The following is a 22,994-nucleotide window of genomic DNA, read 5'->3' as shown; positions in this document are numbered from 1 at the left end:
GTATGAGTAAGAAAGTATTTGGGTGCATAATTCTATTTTTTCATATCAACATTTTTGTTTTTGCCGGTGATGTAGATACGCTAATAGTGCATAGTAATGCAATGAATAAGGACATTAAAAATGTTGTTATTACGCCAGAAGGTTATGCAAAAAAAGAGAGCGCCTATTCAGTTGTTTATTTATTGCATGGTGCAGGTGGAGATTATAAAACGTGGTTAAAAGTAGCACCTAAATTAAAGGAATACTCAGATTATTATAATGTAATAATTGTATGTCCTGATGGTGAAAGAACAAGTTGGTACTTAGATAGCCCAATAGATTCAACTTATAAATATGAAGCATATGTTTCAGAAGAACTTATAGCCTCTGTCGATGAAAAATATAATACCGTTACAGAGGCAAAAGGTAGAGCAATTTCTGGTTTAAGTATGGGTGGGCATGGTGCATTATACTTGGCTTTTAGACATACGGATATTTGGGGCGCTGCGGCTAGTATGAGTGGTGGTGTTGATTTAAGACCCTATGGTTTACGATGGGAGATACAAAAACGTTTGGGAAGTATAACTGAGCATCCAGAGTATTGGGAGGAGAATAGTGTCATCAATTTAATACATCTAATTAGCGATAAAAAGTTAATTTTTCAGATAGATTGCGGAACAGAGGATTTCTTCTATCCAGATAATAAGAGATTACATGAGAAATTAATAGAAAGAAAAATTCCGCATGATTATACGGAAAGACCAGGTAAGCATAATACAGATTATTGGAGAAATTCTATTAAGTATCAATTGTTGTTTTTTAATGATTTCTTCAACAAATTAGAACAAGTAGAATAGTGAATTTATAACCTCAAATATTAAAAAAATTGAGGGTTTTGTTTAGCGCTGATAATAGTAATGCAATATTTGGGTATGCAAGTTTTTACTAAGAACTAATTCATCGGAGAATCTGTATAACAGACAAGAAAAAAGCAACTGGTTAAGGAGAAGAAGGTAAAGCAGTAATTTAATTTAAAAATGCGAAAAATCCTGCCGGATATAGCAGCGAAAAACTAAAATCAACCAAAAAATTATGAATCTAAAATATCTCTCAAAATTTACATTTCTTTTTTTATTTATGGTGGTAATGTCATGTAAAACAGAAAAGGGAAAAGAAAATAAAAAAGAGGTACTTGTTTTACCAAAACGACCCAATATAATCTTCATGATGTCAGATGACCATGCCTACCAGGCCATCAGTGCATATAGCAATCATTTGATCGAAACTCCAAATATAGACCGAATTGCTCATGAGGGTATTAAGTTTACCAATGCTTGCGTATCTAACTCTATTTGTGCACCATCAAGAGCAACAATACTAACCGGTAAGCATTGTCATATTCATGGAAAGGTAGACAATGTATTCCCTTTTGATGAATCGCAGATCACTTTTCCTCAGTTAATGCAACAAGCGGGTTATCAAACAGCAATGTTCGGAAAGTTACATTTTGGGAATAATCCGAAAGGAATCGATGAATTTAAAATCTTACCAGGGCAAGGGCAATATTACAATCCTGATTTTAATACCAATGAAGGCACAATAACTGTTGAAGGCTATGTTACGGATATTATTATGGACATGACTATTGACTGGTTAGAAAACAGAAGACAAGCGGACAAGCCCTTTATGTTGTTCTCCATGCAAAAAGCACCACATAGAGAATGGTTACCGGCACCTCGCCATTTTAAAGAATACACAAAAAAAACATTTGTAGAGCCATTAACTTTGTTTGATGATTATGAGGGTAGGGGTACTGCGGCCAAAACAGCAGAAATGAATTTGTTGGAACACATGAACTGGGCAGGTGATTCAAAAGTGTACCCCGAGGTTATGAAAAAGCTTGGTCTAAAAGATACATCTGGCTGGGATCTAGAAGCTTTTGAAAGAGAGGTAGGGCGTATGAAAAAAGATCAACGTGCCGTTTGGGATTCGATCTATGGTCCAGTAATCGAAGATTTCAAAGCCAAATATCCAGAAATGAGCGAGAAAGAACTAATGCGCTGGCGTTACCAACGTTATATGCAAGATTATTTAGGCTGTATTGCATCGGTAGATGAGAATGTGGGTCGCCTTTTAGATTATTTGGATGAAACTAAATTAGCAGAAAATACGGTAGTTATTTACACATCAGATCAAGGTTTTTATTTGGGAGAACATGGGTGGTTTGATAAGCGCTTCGTTTATGATGAATCTTTCAAAACACCATTGTTGATCAAATGGCCAAATGTCATTCAACCAGGTATAACCAATACCGAAATGGTTCAAAATTTAGATTTTGCACAAACCATTTTAGAAATTGCAGGAATTGATGCACCATCTGATATGCAGGGGGAAAGCTTATTGCCATTACTCTTAGGAAATGATGAAGAATGGACGAGAGAAGCGGTATACTATCATTATTACGAATACCCAGGAATTCATATGGTTAAAAGACATTATGCCATTATTACGCAAGAATATAAACTAGCACATTTTTACTATGATGTAGACGAATGGGAATTATATGACCGAAAGAAAGATACTCAAGAAATGAAGAATGTTATAGATGATCCTGCATATGCTAATGTTGTAGTAGAACTGAAAGAGCAGCTACAGGGTTTACGCGATCAATACGGAGACAGTTCTGAGTTGGATCAAGAGATTTTAAGAAAATATATTGAAGCAATGAATAACCCAGATGCAGAAACAGTACCGTTGCATTAAAACCGAAAAATAAACAGCGATAGAAATAAATAAATGGGTAGAACAGGTATATATATTGTTTTAATAATTTGTGTGTGGCTAGGGCTAAAACCTGGCTACGGGCAAGAAGAAAGTCATCCAAGAATATATGTTACTAATAAAGAAAAAGATGCTTTTAAAGCATCCTTAAAAACTGTAATATGGAAAAAAGACTTAATTGAAAGGAAGAAAGAGGGTTTGCAAAAGTATATTGAGCTTTGGCAGCAAAATCCAGAGTGGTTGGTTTCAAGACTACAGATGAACTGGAAAACCAGGCATGATAAAGTTTTTTTAAAAGGCGGTGATTTTTCACATTCAGAAGGAAAAGCTCCCGTGCCTACGGTACGATTTTCAGGTACAAGAGATTGGGCTACAGACTATAGGTCGCCATCTTTAGAAAATGTATTACCTTATTCCGATGACGCCAAAGGATTGTATTTAGAGCATAAAAAGACAGGAAAAAAAGAGTGGATAGCACCTAAAGAATCTGGTCATATCATAGAAGGTATTAACCGTAAGATCATGTCTTTAGTAGAAGATGCAGCTTTTTTGTATTGGGTTACCGGTGATAAAACGTATGCTGATTTTGCAACACCAGTTTTTACCACCTACATAGAGGGTATGTATTTTAGGGATGCCCCTGTAGATTTAGAAAATACGAACCAACAATTTATTTCTGGATTAGCCACTTTTGAGGTTATTCATGAAAAGGTGTTAATTAGTTTAATTACCACTTACGACTTTTTATACGAACATTTTCAATCTCAAAAAATGAACCTCGCTCATTGCGAGGCCGTTTTTCAAAAATGGGGGGATCAGATTATTAAAAATGGGATACCTAATAATAATTGGAACTTGTTTCAAGCGCGGTTTTTAACCTATGTAGCTTTGGTCTTAGAGCCAAATAAAAATTATAAAAATTGTAAGGGCAGGGAATACTATTTAGAACATACATTTAATACGTCGACCGATAGACAAATTTCAATTAAAGAATCTTTACTGGTCTATGATCAAGAAAACGGCATTTGGCCCGAGTCGGCTTCATATTCCGTTCATGTGATTACTACACTTTTAAATATCATCACCCTATTGGATAATTTCACAGATGTAAATGAATTATCTAATTTCCCGGTAGTCGAAAAAGCCGCTTTGTCATCTTTTCAATACCTTTTTCCATCAGGTCATACTATTGGTTTTGGCGATTCTGCACATAAAAAACTGCCAGCCGAAAATTTTGAATTACTGATTTCCAATTATCACAAATACAATCAGCAAGAGAAGTTAAAAGTGATATCGAGTTTACTTGATGATATGATTGCTGAAGGCAATTATAAAAGAGAGGCAAAAGACTTGTTCCAATTATTCTTTTATGTTAATGATATACCATCAGTTCAATTAAATGAAGAGCTTAAAAGTCAATTGGTATCTCCTACATTTTATGCGCCTAATGTCAGTTGGTTTAACCAAAGAATGGGTAGTGGAGATAATGCCGTCATGGTGGCAACCACCGGAACATATGGCAATCATGCACATGCGAATGGAGTATCAATAGAGTTGTATGCAAATGGCTATGTTCTAGGTCCAGATATGGGTAAGGGTTCTAGCTATTGGCATGATGATCATAGGCAATACTATTCTAGAATGCCTGCACATAATACGGTAGTAGTAGATGGTATTTCAGACTATGCGGCAATGCGTAGCTATCATCCTTTTAAATTGGAAAACAGCTTCCCAAAATCTGGCACATCTTCAAATTTCGATAAAATTACATTCTCAAATGTCTCGTTTACAGAGCCAAAAACCGAAGCAAAACAATTACGGTTTACATCGCTGATAAAAGGTCCTGCAGGAGATGGTTATATGGTTGATGTTTTTAGATCCAGAAAACAAAATGATGTGTTGCAACGGCATGATTATTTCTATCATAATCTAGGTACAGAATTAAAATTGAATACAACGGAAGGGTTAGTGAAATTGGAAGCCACGAAAGATTTAGGAAGTCACCAAGGCGATATAAAAGCATACGATTATTTGACTGAAAAAAAGAAATTGACGACGCCGAAAGCTGTTCAGGCAAATTTCAGTTTTAATACCGAAGGGCGTACTTCAAATATTATGGAAGTTTGGGTAAAGGGTAGTGCCGATCAAAATTTGTTTACGGCAATGGCGCCAAAATCTAAAGCATCCACAAGCGCAACTACACCAAAGGAATTATTGAATAAACCGGTTCCAACTCTTATGGTACAGCGCAATGCGGAAGCTTGGGATAATCCGTTTGCAATGGTATTCAATCCGTTAGATGTAACAGGAAACAATCCTATTTCTGAAGTTAATTTTTTACAAATTGATGAAAACAGTACCGCCCAAGAAGTAGCTGTGAAATTTAGTGATGGTATAACACAAGATAAGTTGATAGTCAATGAGGATGAAAATACAATTCTAGCGCAGGAAGATTTGTATCAAAAAGGATTAATGTCCGTCGTAAGAACAGATAAGAATAAAGAGCAACCAACTTTTATCTTCCTTTCAGGAATGTATAGGTTTGAACAAAATAATTGGGGAGTTCTAGCATCAGGTGAATCAGTTACTATATCCTTTGAAATTGAAGGAGATGAAATTTTGATTCAGAACGATCATCCGTTGGTATTTAATATTCCAAAACCAGCAAAAGGAAAGGAAGCAGTATTGCATTTATTTGAAGGTGATAAATTAGTAGACAAAAGAAGAGGACTAAAAAGTTGGGCAAACGATGCACAGTTAGAATTCAGATTATCAAAAGGGTATTCAAAAGTGCTTGTTAAAATTCAAAATAGTACAAATGAAAAGTAGGCTACAACATATTGGTATAAGAAGAATATTGGTCGCGTTGTGCATTTCGGCTAGCATATTTGTGAGCGCTCAAAAGAAATATAGTATTTCAATACCAGGTAAACAGTTAAAAGAATTGGTCTACAAAGTGGTTAATGGAGATACTTTGAAAATGGAATTGTATTCACCGGATAACTGGACTTCGACTAAAAAATTCCCAGCGATCATTTTCTTCTACGGAGGAGGTTGGAATGGAGGAACTTTAGATCAATTCAGGGGTCAAGCAGGATATTTTGCTTCACGTGGTATGGTAACGGTATTAGCAGATTATAGAGTAAAAAGCAGACAGGGTACCACACCTTATGAATCTGTAAAAGATGCAAAATCGGCAGTTCGTTTTTTGAAACATAATGCAGCAAGGTTACAAATAGATACGACTAAATTGGTAGCATCAGGTGGTTCTGCAGGCGGTCATTTAGCTGCTGCCGTAGCATTGCTTCCGGGTGTAAATGACAGCATTGATGATATTAAAATTGACACCAAAGTAAGTGCCGTCATTTTGTATAATGCCGTGGTAGATAATGGTCCTGGAGAGGGTGGTTTTCAACATGAAAGAATGGGTAAGAGCTGGTTAACAATTTCTCCCATACATCATATAGAAAAAGGTGCGCCACCGACATTACTCTTTTTAGGTGACCAAGATAAGATAATTCCGGTTTCTGTGGCACATGAGTACAAATCGAAAATGGAAGCGGTTTTCAGCAGATGCGATGTCATTATTTATAAAGGTCAAGGTCATGGATTTTTTAACCCTAGAGTAAAATCAAATGAATATTATTTAAAGACAACTCGTGAAGCTGATAAATTTTTGAGCTCTTTAGGTTATATAAAAGGAGAACCAACAATAGAATAGAATTAGATATATGAATAAATGTTTACTTTTTATCATGGCTGTGGTTCTGTTGTGCTCTTGTGCTTCAGAAGATAATGCTGTAGAAATATATGTAGATTCTAATGAACGAATGGTAGGTGATGGCAGTAAAGAGCATCCGTTTAATTCGATTGCAAGTGCATTGCATAAAGCGAAAGAAATAAAAGGAACTTCAGAGAATGCAGAAATAACGGTCAAGCTTTTAGATGGCGATTATTATTTAATGAAAGCCATTGTAATCGATTCCTCATTAAACGGATTAACAATAACTGGAACAGATGCTTCAAAAGTTACTATCAAGGGTTCTAGAAAACTAGAAACAAACTGGCAAAAATTCAACGAAGATATTTATGTCACTTCGGTTGCAAAAAAATCAGATTTTGATCAATTAATAATTGATGATACTCCGCAAACATTAGCAAGGTACCCAAATTATGATGAAAATGGTGGGTACTGGCAAGGGCATGCGTCAGATGCTATAAGTAAAGAAAGAATAGCCACATGGAACAATCCTGTAGGAGCATATTTTCATGTATTGCATGGCGGTAGATGGGGCGGATTCCATTATCAAATTACTGGAATAAATGATAATGGTACCCCAAAATTAAAAGGTGGTCATCAAAATAACAGACCATCAAGACCTCATGAAAAATATCGAATGGTCGAAAATGTGTTTGAAGAGTTAGATGCACCGGGCGAGTGGTTTTTAGATAAAGCAAGTTCAAAACTTTATTATTATCCGTCTGAGGGTGTGAACCTAGTAAACACCACAGCTGAGGTTTCGGCCTTAAAAGATCTGTTTCAGTTAATAGGTACTGCTGAAAATCCTGTAAAAGATATAACCATATCTAACATAAGTTTACAGCATACCAAACGTACTTTTATGGAAGAGTTTGAACCTTTATTACGAAGTGATTGGACCATCTATAGAGGCGGAGTAGTATTTTTTGAAGGTACTGAAAACTGCACTGTAAAACGCTGTATATTTAAAGATTTAGGCGGTAATGTCATATTTGCAAGTAAGTACAATGACAATTTAAAAATAGCCGAAAATAATATTTATGATTGTGGGGCAAGTGCTATTAGTTTTGTTGGTGATCCTTCGGCAGTTAGATCACCCGCTTTTCAGTATGGAGAAGTAGTGCCCTATTCAGAGATGGATACCCTACCGGGACCTAAAAACGAGCTGTACCCTAGAAACAGTTTGGTAGAGAACAACTTAATTCACAGAATAGGCAGAACAGAAAAACAAACGGCTGGTGTGCAAATAGCCATGGCAATGGATATAACCATACGTTCTAATAGCATTTATGATGTGCCTAGAGCCGGTATTAATATTAGCGATGGTACTTGGGGCGGACATCTTATTGAAAAGAATGATGTTTTCAATACCGTATTGGAAACCAGTGACCATGGGTCTTTCAATTCTTGGGGGCGTGATCGTTTTTGGCACCCGAATAGAAAGGTGATGGATAGTATGACTTTAGAGCACCCAAAAATGTACACTTGGGATGCTATAAAAACGACGACCATTCGTCAGAATAGATTTAGATGCGACCATGGTTGGGATATTGATTTAGACGATGGCTCATCTAACTATCACATTTACAATAACCTGTGTTTAAATAATGGGATTAAACTGCGAGAAGGTTTTGAACGTGTGGTAGAGAATAATATTTTGGTGAACAATTCTTTGCATCCGCATGTGTGGTTTGCAAATAGCTTAGATGTTTTTACGCATAATGTGGTAGCCAAGGCATATCAAGATGTAGGATTGAAAGGTTGGGGAAAAGACTTGGATTACAACCTATTCCCTAATGAAGAAAGCATGATGAAATCTCAGATATATAGTAGAGATATACACAGTGTTTACGGAAATCCGGAATTTAAGAATCCTTCAAAACTTGATTTTACGATCATGAACGATTCTTTAATTAAAGCTATAGGATTTAAAAATTATCCCATGGATGAGTTTGGTGTGCAAATACCAACTTTAAAACGGATAGCTAAAACCCCAGAAGTACCTGTACTTACTACCGGAAGCAAATCCGAAGACAAAGAAAGTCCGACAGTAGAATGGCTTCGCAATAGCTTAAAAAGTGTAGACTCTGAACAAGAGCAATCTGCATACGGATTAAAATCTGCGGCAGGAGTAATCATATTAGGGGTTTGGAACAAAAGTCCCGCAGTACAAAACAACGGTCTCAAAAAAGGAGATGTAATTATAGAAGTAGAGGGCAAACCGATTGCCACCATAAAAGACTTCTTTACCATCAATCAAAATTATCAAAACGAAGGCAAGCTAACGGTAGTGGTCATGCGTAATCAATCAGAGAAAAAACTAACAATTCAAACTAAATAATAATCTAATTCAGTAAACAATAACGAAATGAAAAAGCTAACAAAAATACTAACGGTACTTGTACTTGTAGCAAGTATGAATATGAGTTGTGCACAAACTAAAAAAGCAGTACAATTGTCTGAAGATGAACGAATGGAGTGGTGGCGCGATGCCAAATTCGGTATGTTCATACACTGGGGCGCATATTCTATAATAGGCGGTGAAAGAGGTGAGAATATAGCTGGTGGTGGTGCCGAATGGGCAATGGATAAATTAGATTATACGATAGAAGAATATGAGAAGTTTCCGGCAATGTTCAATCCAGAATTGTTCAATGCAGATGATTGGGTGAAAATGGCTAAAGATGCCGGTATGAAATATATCGTAATTACCTCAAAACACCATGACGGGTTCGGTTTATGGGACTCTCAAGTGTCTGATTATGACATTATGGATGCCTCCCCATTTAAACGTGATATCATCAGAGAATTAGCAGAAGCTTCAAGAAAACAGGGTATTAAATTTGGAGTGTATCACTCCATTGTAGACTGGCACCATCCGCAGGCACAAGGTAATTTGTTTCCAAATTACAATGCTGGTCAAAAAGATCAGACAGTAGTGAATCCTGAATTTCCGCAATACTATAAAAACTACCTAAAACCACAAGTAAAAGAGTTGTTGACAAATTACGGAGACATCGATGTAGTCTGGTTCGATGGTGATTGGATCGCTGATTACACTACAGAAATGGGTAAGGATATGTACGGATTTATACGTGAAATACAGCCAAATACTATAATCAACAACAGAGTTGATAAGGGAAGAAATGGAATGGAAGGTATGGATGTAGAAGGAAATTTTGCCGGAGATTTTGGTACGCCAGAACAAGAGATACCAGCAACGGGTATCGATGAAGATTGGGAAGCTTGCATGACCATGAACGGTACTTGGGGTTATAAGCCAGACGATACGAAATGGAAAAGTAGCGAAGACCTTATTCAGAAGTTGGTCGATATCGTATCAAAAGGAGGAAACTTCTTGTTGAATATAGGTCCTGATGGTTTTGGTAGATTTCCTGCACAAAGTATAAGAAGATTAAAGGCGATGGGTGAGTGGACCGAAGTTAATGGCGAGTCAGTTTATGGAGCAAAAGCTAGTCCGTACGATATGCCAGAATGGGGTAGATATACGACTAAAGACGGAGTTATTTATGCCCATGTTTTTAACTGGCCAGAAGATGGAAAATTAAAGCTTCACAAAGATTTAAAAGTAAAAAAAGCAACTTTATTAGCAAATTCTAATGCAGAATTAAAAGTATTAGCAACCTCTAGAGAGGTATTCATAGATATGCCGATGCAAGCTCCAGATGCTACTGTTTCTGTTGTTAAAATAGAATTGGCTAAATAGAGCGTTTTCTAGGTAGATTAATGTGATTGTATAAGTCTTAAAAACATTGTGGTAACCTTTCGGCGAACCGTAATGTTTTTTTGATAGTGAAACAATTTGAAAATTTTGAAAATGAAAATAGTGAATAAATTAATACTGATTGCAGCATTTGCAATAGTAAACCTAAGTACTATTTATGCTCAGGAAAATACAGAAGACCAACAGTCAGACAATGAAAAGCTCACCGAATGGAAAAAGGTAAATGAAGAAGCTTTTAATGATACTTTAGAGAATCCATTTGAAAAACCCAATTGGGGTATATATACCAAAAAGGATGATATTATATATGCCCATGTGTATGATTGGCCATCTGATGGAAAGCTGATTATCGATAGAGATATGAAAGTAAGAACAGCTTACTTAGATTATGGGGAGAAAAAATTAAAAACGCAATTAAACGATGGTAATTTAATTGTTTTTTTACCTAATGAAGCGCCAAATGAAATCGCCACTATTGTGAAAATTGTATTAACACCTACTGAAGATTGGGCAAACCTAAACCGTTATAGGCAGGCAAATACCCAATTAAAATCTCCTGCTAAAAAAGAACAAAGAGTAGTGTTTATAGGTAATTCTATAACAGACAATTGGACTAGAGATCATGGTCAATTTTTTGAAGCTAATCCATCTTATGTCAATAGAGGTATTAGTGGTCAAACAAGTGCACAAATGCTTTTAAGGTTTAGACCTGATGTTGTCGAGTTAAAGCCAAAAGTAGTAGTTATCTCAGCCGGTACAAATGATATTGCCGGTAATAGAGGAGCTATAGGCCTTAAGCGCATTGCTGGAAATATTTTTTCAATGGTAGAGTTAGCCAAGGCAAATAATATAAAAGTTGTTTTAGCTTCTGTATTACCAGCCTCAAGCTATTCTTGGAGTCCTTCTGTTGAACCAGCAGATAAAATTATTGAATTAAATACACTCATAAAAGCATATGCAAGTGAAAATAATGTCCTTTATCTAGATTATTATACGCCAATGGTTAATAAAGAAAAAGGGTTGAAAAAAGAATTAGGCAGAGACACGGTTCACCCCAATGAGCGAGGATACTTATTAATGGAACTATTGGTAAAAGAAGCTATCGCTAAAGCCCTAAAGAAAAAATAGTAGTAAGAGGGCATAAAACAATTGAGGCATACAACTTACTGAAAATTATAATTGAGCAGCAATGGTATATAAAATGAGTGTTTTAATGCTATATACTTGGTATTGGAACATAATTTATACGAGCTGCACACTATATTATATCCTATTTAGCCAAGAACTGATAACATTGTAATGTGATTGATTCTTGGCTTTTTTATTAAAACTATCGACAATGTTAAAGTTTGTCTTCTTAGACATGGGACAATACTTAATTCTATATGATGAAAAAAACGCTTCAACTTATTTATTGCTTTATGGCGATGGTTGTTCTCAACCAAAATATTATAGGGCAAACTTCTTCTGTATATTTAGATATGTCGATTTATCTAAAACTTGCAGATAGCGATACTATCTACCCATCTTCTGAACAAATTGAAATGCTTAAAAAAGTAATGCCTAAAGAAACATTTGAACCGGCACCTAAAATATCGGATAGAATGTATTGGAAAGGTATCGGGGACACAGACTCTGGTAAGGAATATTTGGCAAAGGCATTGGAGTTGTTGGACAGAAAACCAGAAGTGCCCATTACCGATAGTATTTATCGCCTTGCCAATAAAGATGGGAATAGGGGAATCTACAAACCAAGATACTACAGAACTATGGATCGTTTAGAACATTTTATTCTTGGGGAGTGTATCGATAATAAAGGGCTTTTTTTACCACAGATTGAAGCGTATAGCAAAGCGATAATGAGCATGAAATCATGGTTGCATCCCAATCATGATGATGATAATAACGGAGTATTGGAAGGAAGACGAATATCAATTGATTTAGGTGCCAGAAAGTTTGGGTCGGTATTGGCGTTGGCAGAAAATCTATTGGAAGATAAATTGACTTTAGAATTGCGAAATGAAATTAACGCGAAGCTGCAAAAACGGATAACCGATTCATATTTAAAAAGTACCAAATATTTAGATGAAAATAATAAGTGGATCAAGAGTACCAGTAATTGGAATTCGGTCTGCACCAGCGGTACGGTATTGACCACTATTACGAATTCAGATAGTTATGATAAGCGTTTGGCTACCGTAGGTTCGGCGCTGAATAGCATGACGTATTATTTAAGCGGATTTGGTGATGACGGGTATTGTTCAGAAGGTTTGGGGTATTGGGGCTATGGATTTGGTCATTACCTTTATTTAGCCCAGATTTTGCACGATTACACAAATGGAAGAATAGATTTGTTTAGATTCAATAATGCCGAAAAGATGAATAATGTAGGCAATTTTCCTGAGGGCTTTGAAATACAGAACCGCGTATGTTCCCCATTTTCAGATGGGGTATCATCGATTTCAAGTAAAGGAAGCAATTTTGCAAATGTCCTTTCTGCAAAACACTATGATGCTGTGCAACCAACAGAAATACGAATGGAAGAAGCAGCAGAACAATTGATCGCCTGGCAAAATCCAGAGATGTTTCAGGTGGCTGAAAAATCAGGCGTGTCAGATTTACCCGATCATACGTATTTTAATGATTTCGGAATGGTCATTTCTAGAGGAAAACAAGAAGTACCATTTTCAATTGCGGTAAAAGCAGGTCACAATGCAGAGAACCATAATCATAGTGATGTTGGCACGTATAGTTTGGTACTTAATGACGAAATTATAGCCGGGGACATTGGTGCACCGTCTTACCGAGCAGGCTCATTTTCTCCGGATAATAAAGCTAGGAGTTCATGGGGTCACCCAGTACCCATGATAAATAATACACTACAGTCTAACGGTATTGAATACAAAGGCATTATAACAAATGCTGATTTCAACAAGCAAAAAGATGAGGTGGTAATGAATATTCTTCCAGCTTATGAATTACCCATGTTGCAGATGCTCACCAGAACTGTCATTAATGATAAATCAGGAAAAGGCACTATCACAATTGAAGACCATTTTGTAGCCACAGAACCCGTTAGTTTTGCTTCTTCAATAATGACATTGAACGCATATGAAATTATCGATAATCATACGGTGATTTTAAAAACGGAGCATCAAAAAGTAAAAGCTGAAATTAAAACCAATGGTATTAAATTTAGCATTAAGGATGTTAAGGTACCGGTTGAGCATTTAAGAGAAGGAGGTCCGGCTTACAAAATAGGTGTAGAGTTTACAGAGCCTAGTGTTGAGGGTGTTCTAACCATTAAATTCACACCTATATCATGATGAGAAAAAGACTGTTGGTTATTTGCTGTTTGCTTGTTTCTATGGTACAAAGCCAAAACGTAATTCTTGATAATTTGGGTGTGGCACCTGTGGACGGCGGACTCATAATGGAAAATTATTGGGTTTGGGGTAGTTCTGTGATAAAGGGAGAAGATGGTACATATCATATGTACGCTTCTAGGTGGCCAAAATATTTAAAGTTTCACCCTGGGTGGATGATAGCTTCCGAAATTGTGCATGCCGTTTCAGATACAGCCGAAGGTCCTTACGTATTTAATGATGTTGCACTAGGATCTAGGGGTGCTCAGTTTTGGGACGGTCGGTCATGCCATAATCCGAAGATTGTAAAGTATAAAGACAATTATTTACTCTATTATATGGGTTCTACGCATCCGTTTGAAGAATTAACGCAAGAAAATTCAGATGCACTTACGTTGGATAGCAAATGGTGTATTGCCGGACGATGGGGCAAAAGAGTTGGTTTAGCCATTTCTAAGAGTCCGAATGGACCATGGAAACGGTTGGATGCCCCAATTTTAGATGTTCAACCAAACTCATTTTACAGTTATATAACATCCAATCCTTCACCATTGATTAAGAAAGATGGCTCAGTCGTCTTATTGTTTAAAGGCAGAAGTTACCAAGAAGATGGTATAACCCATACAGGTCAGTTTATTGGCGTGGCAACGGCAGATTCTTTTGATGGAAAGTACAGTGTTGTCGGTAACGAACCACTCTTTTCTGCGGATAAATTCGGCGAAGTCGAAGATCCTCATTTATGGAGTGATGATACTGGCTTTCATATGATTGCGAAAGATATGACGGGCGCAATTACTGACGGCTACCATGGAGGAGTTTTAGCACATTCTAAAGATGGAATTCAATGGGAGTTGGATGAGAACCCCTTGGCATATACCCGAAAAGTGAAATGGAACAATGAACTAACTATAGAACAAGGTCAATTGGAAAGACCTTTTGTTTTGGTGGAAGATGGAAAACCAACACATATATTTTTTGCCACAATGGATGGTCCAGGAGGATTTGGTAACGGCACCAAAACATGGAATATGGTAATACCACTCAAAGAGACCGATAAATAACATGCAAATGAGATATACAAAACAAATTTTTATAATGCTTTCGCTCTTTGTGATAGCGACATCATTTAAGATAACGGTTGATAATACGCAACAAGAGGTTATAGAAGTAAGTTCAATTGCAGAACTTAAAACGTACATAAATGTTGATAGTGTAAAAGTAAAACTTGCTGCTGGCAACTATCAAATTGATGATGCCAAAAAAATAAGATTCCTAGAGTTCACAGGTAATAATACCCATTTTGACTTGAAAGGAGCAAGGTTCATGGTCGATACTAAATTATTTAGTCGCAAAGATTTAGAATCTAGCAACGATGGTAATGACATGTATTGTGTTATTGAAGTATCTGGTAAAAATGTGATGTTGGAGGGGCTGTATATTGAGACATATGGCGATACTCCTGGAAAACAAAGTAAGAACAAGATTTTTAATGTTGTTGGTGAAGATGTAACCTTAAAAAATATAGAGATACGTACAGCAGGTTCTAGTCCTTGGGGCTATGGTAGTTTATACGGATTAGGTGGTGGCGATGTTCGAAAAATGAACGGAATACGAGTAGGCTATCCTGCCAAGAACGCAAAATTAATAGGGTGTAAAGTCCATATGAGAGCCATGGGTCATGCAATTTTTCTACAAGGCTCGGAGAATACCTTAATAGAAGATTGCCATGTAGACGGTTTGTTGCGAACAACAAATGCTATTCTTAAGGAGACTTCGGGGTATATGTTTGATAAAGGTTTTTATGCAACAAAACCAAAACACAAGCACAAACCTGGTTATGTTGAGGGAACAATTATAGGTTTGGATGGTAAAATTCTACCTGGTGAAATCATTTCTTTAAGCGAAGATGGTATACGAATGTACCCGGAATACAACGGTCATAAGACCTTGAATACAACCGTTAAAAACTGTACGGTTACACAAATGCGAAGAGGTATATGTACAGGACTAAGTACATCTGGCGATAAAATTATTGATTGTGTAGTTCGTGATTGCGTGGCAACAGGTTATAATATAGGTAATGCAGATACCGTGATCAACTGTAGTGCCGATGCCAAATATGCAGAAGCATTCTGTGTACCCTACACCGATGCCAAAGGCGCCCATGTAGAAATGACTATTTTAGATAGTCGGGGAGGTTTAGCTAATAATCTATTGGCGAAAATTAATGGGTCAGGGCATGAAATAATTATTAAAACAGCTGACCCTGATTATATTCCTGAGAATTTAGAGATCAAATTATCAGTTTGGGAGAGTTATGGCAACTTTAGTAAAGATGCCGTAATGCATGTTACAGATATCAAACTAGAGAATCAAACGAATACGAAAGTGCTTTTATACCCAGGAACTAAAAATCCACAAATAGAGAGTGTTGGGGAAGTGGTGAAAGTGCCATCGCGAGAATAACTAAAATGATTTTATAAGTATGAGTAAAGAGAAATCACTTATGAGGACGTGTATATGTATTTATATTTTAATAGGATGTATCTCGCTTTCATATGCCCAAGAAAATACCAAAATCCCGCTACCAACCAATTTAGAACAAGGGTATCCACGATTGTATATTACAAATTCTGAAAAGAAAGAGCTTCAAAAAACCATTAACAAAGAGACTTGGGCAAAAGATGTTTTAGCAGGATTGCACGATAAGGTTGATGCACATGTTGAGCGTCATGTTTCTGATCCAGAATGGATGGTTTCTCGTCTACAGATGCATTGGAAAACAAAAGCGACCAACATTTATGTAAACGGAGTGAATTTTTCTCATGCCGATGGAGAAGCCCCTGTGCCGACCGTTCGTTTTGTGGGTGCTAGAGATTACACCACCCCTTATGGCAAACCAAAACTAGAAGATATTTTACCCTATATGGATGACCCAAGGGGATTGTATTTGCCGAATAGAAACAAAGAAGGTAATCCGTTTGAATGGGTGCATCCCGGTAAAACTGGGCGTGTTATCTATTCTATAAATGAAGAAATCATAAGACTTGCACGCGATGCCGCCTTCATCAATTGGCTTGAAAGTGAAGAGGAGTATGCTGAATTCTCGTTCGATATATTTCATAAATATATGGAAGGTATGTCATACAGAAGCGAGCCTATCGATTTGCTGAACGGTCATATTCAAACCTTAGTAGGGTTTACCAATTTTCAAGTAATACATGAGGGTGTTTTAATAGATATAGCTGAACTATACGATTTTTTGCATCCGTACATAGAAGCGAATCATCCGCAGCATATTACTATGTATGATAAAACTATAAAACGATGGACAGACCAAGTTATTAAGAACGGGGTACCGCAGAATAACTGGAACCTTCATCAAGCAAAGATCATTTTAAAAGCGGCTATGGTTTTACAAGATGACAGGTACTATGAAGATAAAAAAGGACGAGAATACTACATTGATTATATCTTAAATGTAACATCTGCACGCCAATGGTCGTTGACCAAGTTTATGGATTATGGGTATGATAAAGATAATGGGGTTTGGGCTGAATGCCCTGGGTATTCTATGGGTGTTACCAAAGATTTGACGCATTTTATTGAAGATTTCAATAATACCTTCGACCATAACATATTGCCATATATGCCGGTTATGGAAAGTGCGGTTAAAATGTTGCCGCAGTATTTATTTCCAAATGGAGAAACCGTTGCTTTCGGTGATAGCTACTATGGACCTTTGAGTTCAGAACCTATGAGCGATATGATTCGCATTGCGCAGAAAAATGACAATCAAAAATTAGAAGAAGAATTTACCGGTTTATATCGCCTATTTGCTGACAATGAATCAGATAAAACAAGAAAGCCTAGAGCCAATATAAGTTCGTTTTTTGCGAGTAAACCCTTAGAAATCAATCCGAAATATCAAAAAGGTAATTTAGACGATTATGTAACTCAGACTTTCTATGCTCCTAATGTCAGCTGGCATGTGCAACGCATGGGTACGGGTAAAAACGGAATGATGGCTTCTTTAAATGCATCGTTAGGTAACCACATGCATGCCAATGGAATCAATATGGAATTGTACGGAAAGGGTTTTGTACAAGGGTCTGATCCTGGTAAAGGTGCAGGGTATTTGCAACCTGTTTATCTTGAATATTATTCCCAATTTCCAGCGCATAATACGGTGATGGTAGACGGTGTATCTTCCTATACTGAAATGTTGAGTTACCATGCGTTTGACTTGATGGGGCAATACCCAAAATCGGAACAAAAAGAAGGTTATTATAAAGACATCACCTATTCTGATGTTTACTTTTTAGAGCCAGAAACACAAAGTGACCAATCGCGTTTGGTAAGTATTGTTAAAACAGGCGAAGACACAGGGTATTATGTAGATGTTTTTCGCTCGAAGAAACAACGAGAAGGCGATAAATTCCATGATTATTATTACCATAATTTAGGTCAGACCATGAAAGTTATGGATGCTGATGGAAATCCGTTATCTCTTACGCCTAGCGAAGAAATGGGCTTTGCAGGCGGACATTTATATGCCTTGGATTATATGTGGGATAAAAATTCGATGAAGCTATCAGATGATTATCAAGCCGAATGGAAGATAGATATGCCAGAAGGTGAAAATGACGTATTTATGAATCTATGGATGATAGGTACAGAAGGTCGTGAGGTATTCTCTATAAAATCACCACCAAACAAAGCATTCAAAAAGCACAACTTACCGTATGATGTTGGCAAGTCACCTTATTTGACTTTTGCGGCACGTCAGCATGGCGAGGCTTGGGAGCATCCGTTTGTATCGGTTTATGAACCTTTTATGTCATCCGAAGGAAAAAGTATCTCTAGTATTTCAAGTTTTGAAGATGAAAATAAAAACAAGGAATTTGTTGGGTTAAAAGTCCAGCATAAATCGGGTAGAGAAGATTTAGTTTTTTCTACGGTCAACAACCAAATAGCAATATATGCACAAATGAGTACTGATGCTACGTATGCCTTATTTGGAAAGGAGAAAAACGGAGACATGGTTTTGTTTATGGGCAATGGTACGCAGCAAAGAACTAATGATATAGCAATTTCTTCCACAGAAAAAGGAAATGTTGTTGTAGAAATCAAGGGCGGTAAAATGTATTTGCACAATGAAGTACCAGTGATAATTACCAAAGGTGATGTAGAGAATGAGTACCCAGTAGGTGCCTATAGATTAATAGAATAAAATGTGGTTATCATAAATTGTACAGATGTTTATGAAGAGTATACAATACTTGATTTTTGTTTTTTGCGTAGGATTACTAGGAATAGCTAGTAGCCACGCTCAAAAGGAAGTTAAGAGCCCAAATATTATTTTCTTAATGACCGATGATCAACGGTGGGATAATATGGGGTGTTACGGTAAGCCTGAATTCAACACGCCTAACATTGATAAATTAGCAAGTACTGCTGTAGTTTTTGATAAAGCTTATCAAGCAGTTGCTATTTGTATGCCCAGTAGGGTAACCATGATAACGGGTCGTTTTAACTCCAACCATAAAGTGGGTTTTGTAGCACCAACTGATTATACATTGTCGCAAAGCGATTTTAATAATGGGTATCCTGCCATCCTGAAAAAAGCAGGTTATCGTAATGGGTTTATTGGTAAAGTTGGCTTTACTGTTACTAAAGAAGCGCAAAGACCCAGCATGCCAAAAGAACAATTTTATAAGAAGAATATGGCTCATGTTTTTGATTTTTTTGCAGGAAGTCAAGAACATGATAGAAACGGTGTGACTATGTGGCCAGAAGATGATAAAGGTTTACAAGAAATATATAAAAAAGGCAGACTTAATTCTGGGAGAACCTTAAGAACAGGAGAGGCAATGTTACGCTTTATAGAAACCCAACCCAAGGATCAACCCTTTTGTTTGTCGGTTAGTTTTTATGCGGTAAAACATGATAATGATAAAGATATGTATATGCCTCATCATGATCTGTTTAAGGAAAAGGAATTAAGCGTACCAGAAAATTGGGTAGAGGGGGGTAATGATGAATTACCTACAGTTGTTAAAGAAAATGCACGGGGAGTTCGCCTACATAAACAAAGGTCTGCTACTCCAGAATTACAGCAGAAATTGGTTCGTCGTTTTGCAACGCAAGGGTATAGTTTAGATGATCAAGTTGGTCTATTGGTGGCAAAATTAAAGGATCAGGGACTTTTAGATAATACAATTATTATTTATACAAGTGACAATGGTCGTTTTCAAGGCACTCATGGTCTTTTTGATAAATGTTTGCTTTATGAAGAATCGGTGAAAGCACCATTAATTGTGTATGATGGTAGAGTACTGGAATCTGAACGTGGATTTCGCGAAAATGCCCTTATTTCATCCGTAGATATTGCGCCCACTATTTTATCTATGGCAGGTATAACCGCTCCTAAAAGTATGCAGGGCAAAGACTTTAGTAACCTGTTGAATAAAACTCAAGATATGTCTCAATGGCGAAACGCCGTATTTATGGAAGACCTCTTTATTGAAGAAATGTTTCACCAACGTTACAAAGAAAATGTTGATGAAATTAACCAAGAATTGATAAACGCCAACAGGTCTTACCGCAGTCGTGGAATAAGAACAGATCGTTATAAATATTTTGTTTACTACGAACACAAGCCTAAAATAGAGGAATTGTACGATGTAGAGAATGACCCTCTTGAGCAAAATAATCTGGCAAATAATAAGGAGTATGTTGATGTATTAAAGCGCTTAAGAAAACAAACGGAAGAAATGTATTTAGAGGCACTGCGCTAGCTAGAAATATGAAAGCAACATTTTCTATGACAATTAATTTATAAGAAATGATAAAAAAATATTCGGGAATTCTATTCTTACTGCTTTTAGTGGCAATGGATAATGCTAATGCACAACAGGATAATGCTTTAAAGTTATGGTATACGGCACCAGCGGCAGATTGGAACGAAGCTTTGCCTATTGGCAACGGTCGTTTGGGAGCGATGGTTTTCGGTAATCCAACAAGTGAAAATATACAGTTGAACGAAAGTACCCTGTGGGCAGGTGGTCCGCACAGAAACGAAAATCCAAAGGCAAAAGAATCATTATCCGATATACGAGAATTGATTTTTGAAGAAAAATATGATGAAGCCCATAACTTAGCTAATCGAGATTTTATTTCAAAAACCTCTCATGGAATGCCCTACGAAACGGTTGGAAATTTGAGATTGAATTTTAAAGATCAAGAAAATTACACCAATTACTATAGAGAACTGGATATTGAAAATGCAGTGAATACCACCACGTACACGGTAGAAGGAGTGGAATATAAACGGGAGGTTTTCTCCTCTTTTACCGATGAGGTTATTGTAATGAGACTTACCGCCAATAAAGAATCTCAAATTAGTTTTACGGCAACAATGGATCGCCCCGCACCTGCGAAAGTTAGCTTGTATAATGAAGGTGATGCTATTTTGGTCATGACAGGTTTTGGTAGTGATAATAAGAACAAACGCTTACCGGAAAATGCCGACCCAATTAAAGGGGAAGTAGAATTTGATGCCAGAATAAAAATAGTTCCGGAAGGGGGAGCGATAACGTCAACAGCAAAAGAATTAAAAGTAACAAAGGCAAATAGCGTGATGCTGTACATTTCAATAGCTACAAATTTTGTCGACTATAATAATGTAAGTGCAGATGCCCATAAAAGGGCGGCAAATTATATGGCTAAGGCAACATCTAAAATCTTTGATGAATTGGTAAGCCGTCATTCAGATTTTTATCAAAAGTATTTTAATCGGGTCTCATTGAATTTAGGCAGTACTGATGCGGTTAAAAATCCCACCGATGTTAGAATAAAAGAATTTAGTACAGGTTTTGACCCATCGCTTGCTGCGTTGTATTTTCAATTTGGAAGATATTTATTGATCTCCTCATCGCAACCAGGTGGTCAGCCAGCAAACTTACAGGGCTTATGGAATAATCTATTAATCCCACCTTGGAAAAGTGCATATACGGTAAATATCAATACTGAAATGAATTACTGGCCTGCTGAGGTCACCAATTTATCTGAAATGCATGAGCCATTAATTGAAATGGTAAAAGACCTTTCAATAACAGGTAAAGAAACCGCCAAGGTTATGTATGGTGCAGATGGGTGGGTAACCCATCATAATACTGATCTATGGAGAATTACAGGTCCCGTAGATGGAGCAACATGGGGAATGTGGCCAACTGGTGGTATATGGTTAAGCCAGCACTTATTCGATAAATTTGAATTTAATGGAGATTTAGATTATTTAAGTACCGTATATCCCGCCATGAAAGGTGCCGCGCTATTCTGTTTAAGCATCTTGACCCCCGAACCTGAAAATGGTTTACTGGTAGTCTCACCATCTATCTCTCCAGAACATGGCCCCATGAACCGTTCTAAAAATGTATTCATTGCGGCAGGGACTACCATGGATAATCAGTTGGTGTTCGATATGTTGACAAAAACAATAAGAGCAGCAAAATTACTACGAATAGATGATAAAATGATAGTTGAAATGCAGTCCGCTTTGGCGAAGCTACCACCAATGAAAATTGGTCAATATCAGCAGCTTCAAGAATGGATGCAAGATTTAGATGACCCAACAGATGATCACCGTCATGTATCTCATTTGTACGGTTTGTATCCTTCCAATCAAATTTCACCATATAGAAATCCGGAATTATTTCAAGGAGCCAAGAACACGCTTATACAGCGGGGAGACCCTTCTACAGGCTGGTCAATGAACTGGAAAATTAATTTGTGGGCTAGAATGTTAGATGGCAACCACGCTTATAAATTAATGGGCGACCAGATTAAGTTGGTCGGTAGACCAGATTCGCCAAAAGGTGGTGGTACCTATGCCAATATGCTCGATGCTCACCCACCTTTTCAAATTGATGGCAATTTTGGGTTTACTTCGGGTGTTGCGGAAATGTTGGTGCAAAGTCACGACGGAGCAATTCATTTGTTACCTGCATTACCAGACGTATGGGAAGATGGTGAAGTATCGGGTTTACGAGCTCGGGGAGGATTCGAAATAACTTCCTTAGCATGGAAAGATGGAAAAGTTGTAAAAGCAATAATAAAGTCGAATTTAGGAGGGAATCTTAGAGTGCGTTCATACAGTAAACTAAAAAATCAGAATGCAAAGGAATTGGCTGCTGCATCCGGAGAAAATAAGAATCAATTTTATCAAGTGCCAAAAATAAAAACGCCGGTCGTTTCCGAAGCGACGAAATCAGAAGGGCTAGATTTAAAACCAACATTCTTATATGATATACCTACAAAAGTTGGGCAAGAGATCATCTTGCTTGCTAACTAGTAGTATAAA

13 protein-coding genes are annotated in these 22,994 nt (G+C 37.0%); all 13 read left to right on the top strand.

The window, feature by feature from the left end; genetic code table 11:
• Window positions 1-2 precede the first annotated feature (2 nt).
• Complete coding sequence (locus tag P177_RS13740; RefSeq protein WP_036155618.1) at window positions 3-836, top strand: alpha/beta hydrolase; 834 nt, start codon at window positions 3-5, stop codon at window positions 834-836.
• Between the two features lie 235 nt (window positions 837-1,071).
• Window positions 1,072-2,742 (top strand): sulfatase family protein, encoded by a 1,671-nt coding sequence (locus P177_RS13735; protein WP_084684697.1) that lies wholly within the window; start codon window positions 1,072-1,074, stop codon window positions 2,740-2,742.
• 33 nt (window positions 2,743-2,775) lie between these two features.
• Window positions 2,776-5,589 carry a heparinase II/III domain-containing protein gene (locus tag P177_RS13730; protein WP_084684696.1) on the top strand — a complete coding sequence of 938 codons (2,814 nt, stop codon included), beginning with the start codon at window positions 2,776-2,778 and terminating at the stop codon, window positions 5,587-5,589.
• The gene (locus P177_RS13725; RefSeq protein WP_036155616.1) at window positions 5,579-6,481 is read left to right on the top strand and encodes an alpha/beta hydrolase; all 903 of its coding nucleotides are present in this window, start codon (window positions 5,579-5,581) and stop codon (window positions 6,479-6,481) included. Before P177_RS13730 ends, P177_RS13725 begins: the two co-directional genes overlap by 11 nt.
• Before the next feature lie 10 nt (window positions 6,482-6,491).
• On the top strand, window positions 6,492-8,861 hold the full coding sequence (locus tag P177_RS13720) for a PDZ domain-containing protein (RefSeq protein WP_036155614.1): 2,370 nt from the start codon (window positions 6,492-6,494) through the stop codon (window positions 8,859-8,861).
• Between the two features lie 27 nt (window positions 8,862-8,888).
• Window positions 8,889-10,247 carry an alpha-L-fucosidase gene (locus P177_RS13715; protein ID WP_036155612.1) on the top strand — a complete coding sequence of 453 codons (1,359 nt, stop codon included), beginning with the start codon at window positions 8,889-8,891 and terminating at the stop codon, window positions 10,245-10,247.
• 111 nt (window positions 10,248-10,358) lie between these two features.
• On the top strand, window positions 10,359-11,393 hold the full coding sequence (locus P177_RS13710) for an SGNH/GDSL hydrolase family protein (RefSeq protein WP_245233046.1): 1,035 nt from the start codon (window positions 10,359-10,361) through the stop codon (window positions 11,391-11,393).
• 257 nt (window positions 11,394-11,650) lie between these two features.
• Complete coding sequence (locus tag P177_RS13705) at window positions 11,651-13,591, top strand: heparinase II/III family protein (RefSeq protein WP_209435194.1); 1,941 nt, start codon at window positions 11,651-11,653, stop codon at window positions 13,589-13,591.
• Window positions 13,588-14,691 (top strand): glycoside hydrolase family protein, encoded by a 1,104-nt coding sequence (locus P177_RS13700; protein ID WP_209435193.1) that lies wholly within the window; start codon window positions 13,588-13,590, stop codon window positions 14,689-14,691. The genes P177_RS13705 and P177_RS13700 overlap by 4 nt, the downstream gene beginning before the upstream one ends.
• 7 nt (window positions 14,692-14,698) lie before the next feature.
• Entirely contained in the window at window positions 14,699-16,096 is a 1,398-nt protein-coding gene (locus P177_RS13695) for a hypothetical protein (RefSeq protein ID WP_157486574.1), read from the top strand.
• 19 nt (window positions 16,097-16,115) lie between these two features.
• A complete protein-coding gene (locus P177_RS13690) occupies window positions 16,116-18,863 on the top strand; it encodes a heparinase II/III family protein (RefSeq protein ID WP_209435192.1) in 2,748 nt (915 codons plus the stop codon).
• A gap of 31 nt (window positions 18,864-18,894) precedes the next feature.
• The gene (locus P177_RS13685) at window positions 18,895-20,430 is read left to right on the top strand and encodes a sulfatase-like hydrolase/transferase (protein ID WP_084684762.1); all 1,536 of its coding nucleotides are present in this window, start codon (window positions 18,895-18,897) and stop codon (window positions 20,428-20,430) included.
• A gap of 47 nt (window positions 20,431-20,477) precedes the next feature.
• Complete coding sequence (locus P177_RS13680; protein ID WP_036155605.1) at window positions 20,478-22,985, top strand: glycoside hydrolase family 95 protein; 2,508 nt, start codon at window positions 20,478-20,480, stop codon at window positions 22,983-22,985.
• Window positions 22,986-22,994: the final 9 nt, after the last annotated feature.

It is taken from the genome of Maribacter forsetii DSM 18668 (genome assembly GCF_000744105.1).
GTDB lineage: Bacteria > Bacteroidota > Bacteroidia > Flavobacteriales > Flavobacteriaceae > Maribacter > Maribacter forsetii.
The sequence above is the reverse complement of the archived record's forward strand: the minus strand, read 5'-3'. Positions and strand labels throughout refer to the sequence as shown.

Bases quoted from the DNA above. Each gene is read 5' to 3' on its own strand.
- P177_RS13735 (WP_084684697.1), top strand. From the start codon at position 1,072: ATGAATCTAAAATATCTCTCAAAATTTACATTTCTTTTTTTATTTATG.
- P177_RS13710 (WP_245233046.1), top strand. From the start codon at position 10,359: ATGAAAATAGTGAATAAATTAATACTGATTGCAGCATTTGCAATAGTA.
- P177_RS13680 (WP_036155605.1), top strand. From the start codon at position 20,478: ATGATAAAAAAATATTCGGGAATTCTATTCTTACTGCTTTTAGTGGCA.
- P177_RS13715 (WP_036155612.1), top strand. From the start codon at position 8,889: ATGAAAAAGCTAACAAAAATACTAACGGTACTTGTACTTGTAGCAAGT.
- P177_RS13705 (WP_209435194.1), top strand. From the start codon at position 11,651: ATGATGAAAAAAACGCTTCAACTTATTTATTGCTTTATGGCGATGGTT.
- P177_RS13685 (WP_084684762.1), top strand. From the start codon at position 18,895: ATGAAGAGTATACAATACTTGATTTTTGTTTTTTGCGTAGGATTACTA.
- P177_RS13700 (WP_209435193.1), top strand. From the start codon at position 13,588: ATGATGAGAAAAAGACTGTTGGTTATTTGCTGTTTGCTTGTTTCTATG.
- P177_RS13690 (WP_209435192.1), top strand. From the start codon at position 16,116: ATGAGTAAAGAGAAATCACTTATGAGGACGTGTATATGTATTTATATT.
- P177_RS13695 (WP_157486574.1), top strand. From the start codon at position 14,699: ATGAGATATACAAAACAAATTTTTATAATGCTTTCGCTCTTTGTGATA.
- P177_RS13725 (WP_036155616.1), top strand. From the start codon at position 5,579: ATGAAAAGTAGGCTACAACATATTGGTATAAGAAGAATATTGGTCGCG.
- P177_RS13740 (WP_036155618.1), top strand. From the start codon at position 3: ATGAGTAAGAAAGTATTTGGGTGCATAATTCTATTTTTTCATATCAAC.
- P177_RS13730 (WP_084684696.1), top strand. From the start codon at position 2,776: ATGGGTAGAACAGGTATATATATTGTTTTAATAATTTGTGTGTGGCTA.
- P177_RS13720 (WP_036155614.1), top strand. From the start codon at position 6,492: ATGAATAAATGTTTACTTTTTATCATGGCTGTGGTTCTGTTGTGCTCT.